Genomic DNA, 6,736 nt, shown 5'->3' with positions numbered 1-6,736 from the left:
TTACCATATCAAGGTCTCCTTTTCGGAAACCTTCAATATGGCGCAACGTTATTTCTCAGAATACCTTTCGGTTACATTTAATTCGGCGCAATTCGTCCCCAAGCGTTTCTCTTGCACTATCCAGATCTATTGCCTATCTTTTACTTTATAGGCCAGCTTGCCGACAATGCATTTATGAGGGCGTTTGAGCGGCTATTGGACATCGACATGACTTTTGGATCGAAACCTTAGCGACTTTATTTTTAAGCGTAGCCGCATCTTAAACGTACCGCTTCACCTGACTATCGATAGGAGAGACGTCATGCCATACGCCACCATAAAGGATCTCCCGGAAAACGTCACAAACGTATTGCCGAAGCACGCGCAGGAAATATATCAGGCGGCTTTCAATAATGCTTGGGATGAATACAAGGACCCGGATGATCGCAGAGGCGATGCTTCACGCGAAGAAACCGCACATAAAGTCGCGTGGTCGGCGGTAAAAAAGGAATATGAGAAAAAAGGTGATGAATGGAAGAAGAAGTCATGAGTTTTACGATGAGGTAAACACCGCAGATTACGGGCTTTCTATGGTGTTTTCGGGAATTGATGCACCCGGGCACATTTTGAGTGTGTGCCTACCCGTTCAAATCAAATGCCGTCGATTCTCAATCCTTACAGCTATCCACATCCTCAGTAACCGTTTTCCCGTCTTTTAGCACGACAGTTTGCCTGATCGTCTTGCATTCCTTGTTTTGCTGTGCCGTTACCGGTCCGGATTGAACGACCTCAGCTTTACCCACCAGGCCGCTATCGGGGTTGCTGAAGGTCTGGGTCTGGTTTGTCTCGAACGCTTTTTGCGACGCATCGGCCATTTTTTTCTTATCGTCTTTGCCGAGAACGCCTCCAATCTCCGAACCGACATAATAACCCGCGACACCGCCGGCGACAGCACCCAGAATGCGCCCCACCGTACCGCCGCCGAGATAGCTGCCCAGATAGCTCGCTCCGATAGAGCCGGCAATGCTACCGATCAGCCCGCCGGTTCGCCTTGTGTCCGATGTTTGACATCCCGGCAGGAGCACGATCAACGCTATCGCGATGAGCCATTTGGCTCGCGTACCAGAGAGTGAAATGTTGCCCATGATGTTCCCCTTTCAAGAAAATTCCTGATCTACAACGGCTTAGCTCGCGAAATACCCGGAATCGAAGCCGGCTTGGTCCAGGCCCGGTTTATGTGCTTCTGTACCCGGATATCATCAAAAGAAAATAGATACAACTATTTGACAGCATAGCAATCCCTGAGGTAAGTTCGCGACCGTTATTTGCATTTTCCTTTTATAGAAGAATTTTGATGAAAATGAAGAGAACTATTCTAATAGTCGCGCTCCTGGCTGTCATTCCAGCGCTCTCAGGTTGCTGGTATGTTGTCGCCGGCGGCGCGGGCGCCTATGGCGGATACAAAATGAAACAGAAAGGTTATACGCTACAGAACCCCATCACCAAGGAAAAGAGCAGCCAGCCCTCCAGGTAACTCAGTCAGTATTGCGTGGGTACATCACGTTATTTTTTCGACGATCCTATCATCGCGGGAAAAGCCGTTTTTGCCATTGCAAGATCCGGCGAGCCATCTGATATTTTCAATACCCAGCGGTAAGCAGGGAACCGGAAGTGGATGTCCGCTAATCCGGGTATGGGCGCTTTACTCTCTGCGTGTTTTTATCCACTCTTCCGCTTGTCGTTGCGCTTCGGCAACTTGTACCGGTGTCATGAGCTTCTCCATGAGCTCCTGGTTTTCTTTCGCATCCTCGTAATCTCCCGCGCTGGCGATGCTGAACCATTTATCAGCCTCAACATAATCCTGCGTGACGCCGGTACCATTGTAATAAAGCACGCCCAGGTTTGTTTGTGCCCCGTGATGACCCTGCTCCGCCGCTTTTTGATACCACGACAAGGCTTGCGCATAATCCTGCGGTACGCCCTGCCCGTTGTTATACTTGACACCCAGGCTGTATTGCGCCCTTGGGTAACCCTGCTCCGCCGACTTGCGATACCAGGATAACGCCTCCAGCGCATCCCTTGCGACGCCCCGGCCGCTGTCATATCGTACGGCCAGGTTGTATTGGGCATCCTCATCCCCCTGCTCAGCGGCTTTGCGATACCATGCCACCGCCTGCTGATCGTCCCGCAAAACACCTTTTCCGGTGGCGTACATTACGCCGAGATTGAATTGGGCGGGGGCGTACCCCTGCTCTGCCGCCTTTCGATACCACGCAGTCGCCTCATAATCGTCGTGCGTAATTCCCCGGCCTTTGGCATAAGCGACTCCAAGCTTGAACTGCGCCCGTGCATATCCCAGTTCGGCGGCTTTGCGGTACCAGGAGGCAGCTTGTTGATCATCCTTGATAGTGCCCTCGCCCGTCGCATACATGATGCCGAGATTGAATTCGGCATCCGGATTACCCTGTTCAGCCGCTTTGCGAAACCAGGACACCGCTTTCTGATTGCTCTGCTCCACGCCTCGGCCTTTGGCGTACAGTACGCCTATCGCATATTGCGCATCCGCATATCCAAGTTCCGCAGCTCTAAGATACCAGGATGCCGCTTGCCGATCATTCTGCTCCACGCCCTGGCCTTTGAGGTACATGAAACCCAGGATTCCTTGCGCGGGAGCGTGTCCTTGCTCAGCGGCTTTGAGATACCAGGACAATGCCTGCTGGTAGTCCTGTGTAACTCCCTGGCCTTTTGCATACATCACGCCAAGATTGTACTGGGCCACGGCATATCCTTTATCCGCTGCCCTGAAGTACCAGAGCATGGCCTGCTGATAGTCCTGCTCGACCCCTTGACCTTTCAGGTACATGAAACCCAACATGGATTGCGCCGGCGCGTCGCCCTGCTCCGCCGCTTTGCGATACCAGCTCGCGGCCTGCGCGTCATTCTGAGGCACACCTCGGCCTTTCGAATACATGACGCCCAGATTGAACTGAGCATCCGCGTTTCCTTTTTCTGCTGCCCTCCTGAAAGAAGCTACCGCTTTAACGTAGTCCTTGCTGAGGGCGAACCGCATTCCATCCTCAAAGTCTCCGGCGAATGCCGGAAGAGTCAGCAACATCAGTACCAGCCCGGTTATCGCCGGCCCTGCCGCCGCCATTGATATCGATAAACGCATCATGTATTCACCGTAATTCCACTAATTCTTGTGTTAGAACCTGACATTCAAAGCTCGCTGCCTGTTTTTTTACCCATCAATGTTTTTTAGTGCTGTTTCCTGAAGCTTGAAATAACCCGAGAAATGCGATAGCTATATCCAGGAATATCAAGAGCACTATTCTATCGCGGCAAGCGCTTAAAAATGGCCCATGCGCGATCACGTCCAGGATTTTTTTGTTTGCGGGACTTGATAAAAGGAAATCCGGGTTTTTTCAGCCGAAGTAGCGTAACCGGCCGAAGAGGTGAAACGAAAGAAGTCCTGCTCAGTTTAGCGGGGTGAACACGCTTTCAGCTTGTCCCATGCTATATCGCTCTCGTATTTCTTGCCGTTCAGCGTGGCGACTACCGTTTCGTCATCGGTCCTTTGTATCGTCATGATAAACGAATAACCGGGGCTGGCTTCACCGCGAATATCAGCATTTGATTTATGCGCATAGATCTTGGGAATCAATGGCTGGAGCACCGCATCAGGGTTATTGGTTGCATTGCGTGCGTATGTTCCCGGTAGCGCGCCGGACGGGTAGGCATAAATTTCCGTCGCTTTGATATCCTGATAGCTTCGTACCTCATATTGCAGACCGCGAATTAGCCACCGGCTATCGGTTTGCAGTTCGTTTATGACGCAGCGTGCGAGCGAAGCGCGATCTCCGGTAAATTTGGCGGCGTAAGTCTGCGATTTTTCCTTGAGGCCAATGCCCGAGCATGCCGATAACAGGCACGCTGACAAAAGTGGGGCTAAAATTGTAATGCGTTTTTTCATGATAACGTTCGAATATCGCCTTCACGTTTTAATGAGATCAAGCGCACTTCGCGGATTTTTTGTTTTTATGGGGGTTAGCAGGGCTTGTTGGGCGACGCTTTACCCCAGCCCGAGCTATCATGCCATGTAAACGTAGGCCAAAAGTATTCATTTGTAAAGCATCCTTTATTTACGGATCAATCCAGAAAACCAATGCGTGTATTTTCCAGGCGGCGTTCTCGCGGCATAGGTCGCGGTGCAGACGACAATTCTGACGACGACTCCGGCGTTCATATGAGTGAGGAGTATGGCGTGCGCTCACTCCATATTGGCAGCAGCATGGTGCAAAGCGCGATGAGATTGGCAGCACCAAACCATTTGGAGCTGACCTATACCCGATGCATGATGGGTTTTACCCTGTTTAATCCACAGCCGGAAAATATGCTGATGATCGGTCTGGGAGGGGGATCGCTGGCGAAATTCGTATATCACCGTTTGCCCCAGACTCGAACGACCGTGATTGAAATCAATCCGCGAATCGTTGCGATGGCGCGAGATCATTTTTTTGTACCGGCGGATGATGATCGCCTGCAAGTCATGATTGCGGAAGGCGGCGAATTTGTTGCTAGCCACCCTCGCAGCGCCGACGTACTGATGGTTGACGGTTTTGACGATGGCCGCCAGGTACCCTCGCTTTGCAGCCAGGATTTTTATGATCGCGCCCATGAGGCGTTGAAAAAAAACGGCGTGCTGGTGGTCAACTTGCTCAGCAGAGACAGGGCAGTCCATGACTACATTCACCGCATCGAGGATAGTTTCGGCGGTCGAGTCGCTACGCTACTGGCCGAGCCGTTCGGTAATCTGATCGTCTTCGCTTTCAAACACAGTCCTGGCAGACCCGCCTGGGAAAATCTGCAGGAGCGTGCGAAGCAACTCGAACAGGAACTTGCCTTGCCTTTTACCAAGTACATCAATAAGTTACAGCAGCGCAGGCCTTTTTAAGTCATGCTCATGTCGATGGGGCTTGATAGGTTGCGGGACGCTCAAAGCATACATATATGGATAAGTAGGACCAATGTTGTAGGTCGGGCTCTGCCCGACATTGTTCCTTCGATCGTCGGGCGGAGCCCGACCTACATTGGCGGGTGAAGATATTCAACTGTAACTTATCAAAACACGACCGGATTATGGATTATGCCCCGATCCGGGCCACAGCACACAGGCTCAACCGATGCGAGCACCTTCCGATTATGGTAAAGTTTCGGGTTGTCACAGGAAAGTGACGAGAGGAGAAGCCAGACCATGAAACTTTACGAATCCGACCATACCAAATTCATGCGCGAGCTGTTCGAAAAAAATCCGAAGCTGGCGGAGGATCAGAAAGAGGCACGCGCCATCTGGTGGGATAAAAAGCTGGATCTGGAAGAGCGCAAGCGCTTCAAGGAATCAAGCGTACCGCAGAAGGCCTACGTCTATTTCGGAAAATAGAGCGGATCTCCGAGTAGGTCTGCAAGCTTGCCGTGCCACATGCTCACCAGCATAACAGCCCGGTTGGTCTCAGATTCCTTTGCAAACTTCTTCCGCGTTCCCGTCACAGCGCTTCAAACACACCCGCCGCGCCCATGCCTGTCCCCACGCACATGGTTACCATGCCGTATTTCCGATGATGCCGGCGCAGGCCGTGCAGCAGCGTGGCGACGCGGATGGCGCCGGTCGCGCCCAACGGATGACCTAGCGCGATCGCGCCGCCCAGTGGGTTGACTTTAGCGCGATTCAGCCCCAGGTCATGGATGACCGCGAGGCTCTGGGCTGCGAAAGCTTCGTTCAATTCGATCCAGTCGAGATCATCCAGTTTCAAGCCAACCTGCTTCAGCACCTTCGGTATCGCCTTGATTGGGCCTATGCCCATGATTTCCGGTGGTACACCCGCGACAGAATAGCCGAGGAAACGGCCAATAGGCGTCAGATTGAAGCGTTTCAACGCAGCTTCGCTTGCTACGATCACGGCGCCCGCACCGTCGGACATCTGCGAACTGTTGCCCGCCGTCACGGAGCCATTTGCCGCGAATACCGGTTTCAATGTGGCAAGCGTCGCCGCGTTGGTGCCGGGTCGTGGGCCTTCATCGGTATCTCTTGTGCTGGAAATGTCCCGGACCTCATGCGAGACGAGATCGGGTCGTTTTTCGAGCACCGTATATGGCGCGATTTCCTGTTCGAATTCCCCCGTCTCGATGGCCTTGAGCGCCCTTGCGTGGCTCGTTACCGCAAATTCATCCTGGGCCTCACGGCTGACTTGCCATCGCTGTGCGACTTTTTCTCCCGTTATGCCCATGCCGTAGGCGATGGCCACATGCTCGTCACGCAGGAATATAGCCGGGTCCAGCGACATCTTGTTGCCCGTCATCGGGACCATGCTCATGCTCTCCGTACCAGCCGCGATGATTACGTCTGCATTGCCCAGACGAATGCGGTCGGCAGCGAGCGCTACCGATTGCAACCCGGAGGCGCAAAAACGATTGACCGTCATTCCGGGCACGCTATCAGGCAGCCCTGCCAGCAAGAGCGCAATGCGTGCAACGTTCATTCCCTGCTCCGCCTCAGGCATGGCGCACCCGGCGATTACGTCATCGATAGCTGCATGATCGAGGCCCTCGCACTGCGCCAGGGCAGCTTTCAACACGTGTGCCAGCATGTCATCAGGACGAACGGTTTTGAACATTCCGCGTGGCGCTTTGCCAACCGGCGTACGGACGGCGGCAACGATGTAAGCGTCTTGTATCTGTTTGGTCATGACAGTTCTCCTTC

Annotated in this window: 8 protein-coding genes; 4 read left to right on the top strand and 4 right to left on the bottom strand. The window is 53.0% G+C overall.

The genetic code is table 11. The features are described 5' to 3' along the window. Positions 1-301 precede the first annotated feature (301 nt). The gene (gene chaB, locus BUA28_RS14120; protein WP_072768754.1) at positions 302-529 is read left to right on the top strand and encodes a putative cation transport regulator ChaB; all 228 of its coding nucleotides are present in this window, start codon (positions 302-304) and stop codon (positions 527-529) included. 118 nt (positions 530-647) lie between these two features. Here the strand turns inward: chaB and BUA28_RS14115 are convergent, their stop codons facing one another. Continuing rightward, positions 648-1,124 carry a hypothetical protein gene (locus tag BUA28_RS14115; RefSeq protein WP_072768753.1) on the bottom strand — a complete coding sequence of 159 codons (477 nt, stop codon included), beginning with the start codon at positions 1,122-1,124 and terminating at the stop codon, positions 648-650. A 215-nt stretch (positions 1,125-1,339) separates the two neighbouring features. Here BUA28_RS14115 and BUA28_RS14110 point away from each other — a divergent pair, with 215 nt between their 5' ends. Further along, a complete protein-coding gene (locus BUA28_RS14110; protein WP_256325272.1) occupies positions 1,340-1,513 on the top strand; it encodes a hypothetical protein in 174 nt (57 codons plus the stop codon). A 168-nt stretch (positions 1,514-1,681) separates the two neighbouring features. Here the strand turns inward: BUA28_RS14110 and BUA28_RS14105 are convergent, their stop codons facing one another. Both BUA28_RS14105 and BUA28_RS14100 read right to left on the bottom strand, forming a co-directional pair. After that, on the bottom strand, positions 1,682-3,154 hold the full coding sequence (locus BUA28_RS14105) for an SEL1-like repeat protein (protein ID WP_256598339.1): 1,473 nt from the start codon (positions 3,152-3,154) through the stop codon (positions 1,682-1,684). A gap of 306 nt (positions 3,155-3,460) precedes the next feature. Beyond that, on the bottom strand, positions 3,461-3,952 hold the full coding sequence (locus BUA28_RS14100) for a hypothetical protein (protein ID WP_072768750.1): 492 nt from the start codon (positions 3,950-3,952) through the stop codon (positions 3,461-3,463). 192 nt (positions 3,953-4,144) lie between these two features. On the opposite strand from BUA28_RS14100, the gene BUA28_RS14095 reads away from it, so the two are divergent. Both BUA28_RS14095 and BUA28_RS14090 read left to right on the top strand, forming a co-directional pair. Further along, the gene (locus BUA28_RS14095; protein ID WP_083570036.1) at positions 4,145-4,933 is read left to right on the top strand and encodes a polyamine aminopropyltransferase; all 789 of its coding nucleotides are present in this window, start codon (positions 4,145-4,147) and stop codon (positions 4,931-4,933) included. Between the two features lie 300 nt (positions 4,934-5,233). Continuing rightward, positions 5,234-5,419 carry a DUF3460 family protein gene (locus BUA28_RS14090; protein WP_025041464.1) on the top strand — a complete coding sequence of 62 codons (186 nt, stop codon included), beginning with the start codon at positions 5,234-5,236 and terminating at the stop codon, positions 5,417-5,419. 103 nt (positions 5,420-5,522) lie between these two features. Here BUA28_RS14090 and BUA28_RS14085 read toward each other — a convergent pair whose 3' ends face one another. Further along, entirely contained in the window at positions 5,523-6,722 is a 1,200-nt protein-coding gene (locus BUA28_RS14085) for an acetyl-CoA C-acyltransferase (protein WP_072768749.1), read from the bottom strand. Between the last annotated feature and the right edge of the window lie 14 nt (positions 6,723-6,736).

Origin of the sequence: Nitrosospira sp. Nsp11 (genome assembly GCF_900142705.1) — a bacterium.
Lineage (GTDB): Bacteria > Pseudomonadota > Gammaproteobacteria > Burkholderiales > Nitrosomonadaceae > Nitrosospira.
The sequence above is the reverse complement of the archived record's forward strand: the minus strand, read 5'-3'. Positions and strand labels throughout refer to the sequence as shown.

Coding starts and splice junctions, on each gene's coding strand:
- BUA28_RS14100 (WP_072768750.1), bottom strand. CDS start 3,952: ATGAAAAAACGCATTACAATTTTAGCCCCACTTTTGTCAGCGTGCCTG.
- BUA28_RS14090 (WP_025041464.1), top strand. CDS start 5,234: ATGAAACTTTACGAATCCGACCATACCAAATTCATGCGCGAGCTGTTC.
- BUA28_RS14095 (WP_083570036.1), top strand. CDS start 4,145: ATGCGTGTATTTTCCAGGCGGCGTTCTCGCGGCATAGGTCGCGGTGCA.
- BUA28_RS14110 (WP_256325272.1), top strand. CDS start 1,340: ATGAAGAGAACTATTCTAATAGTCGCGCTCCTGGCTGTCATTCCAGCG.
- BUA28_RS14085 (WP_072768749.1), bottom strand. CDS start 6,722: ATGACCAAACAGATACAAGACGCTTACATCGTTGCCGCCGTCCGTACG.
- BUA28_RS14115 (WP_072768753.1), bottom strand. CDS start 1,124: ATGGGCAACATTTCACTCTCTGGTACGCGAGCCAAATGGCTCATCGCG.
- BUA28_RS14105 (WP_256598339.1), bottom strand. CDS start 3,154: ATGATGCGTTTATCGATATCAATGGCGGCGGCAGGGCCGGCGATAACC.
- chaB (WP_072768754.1), top strand. CDS start 302: ATGCCATACGCCACCATAAAGGATCTCCCGGAAAACGTCACAAACGTA.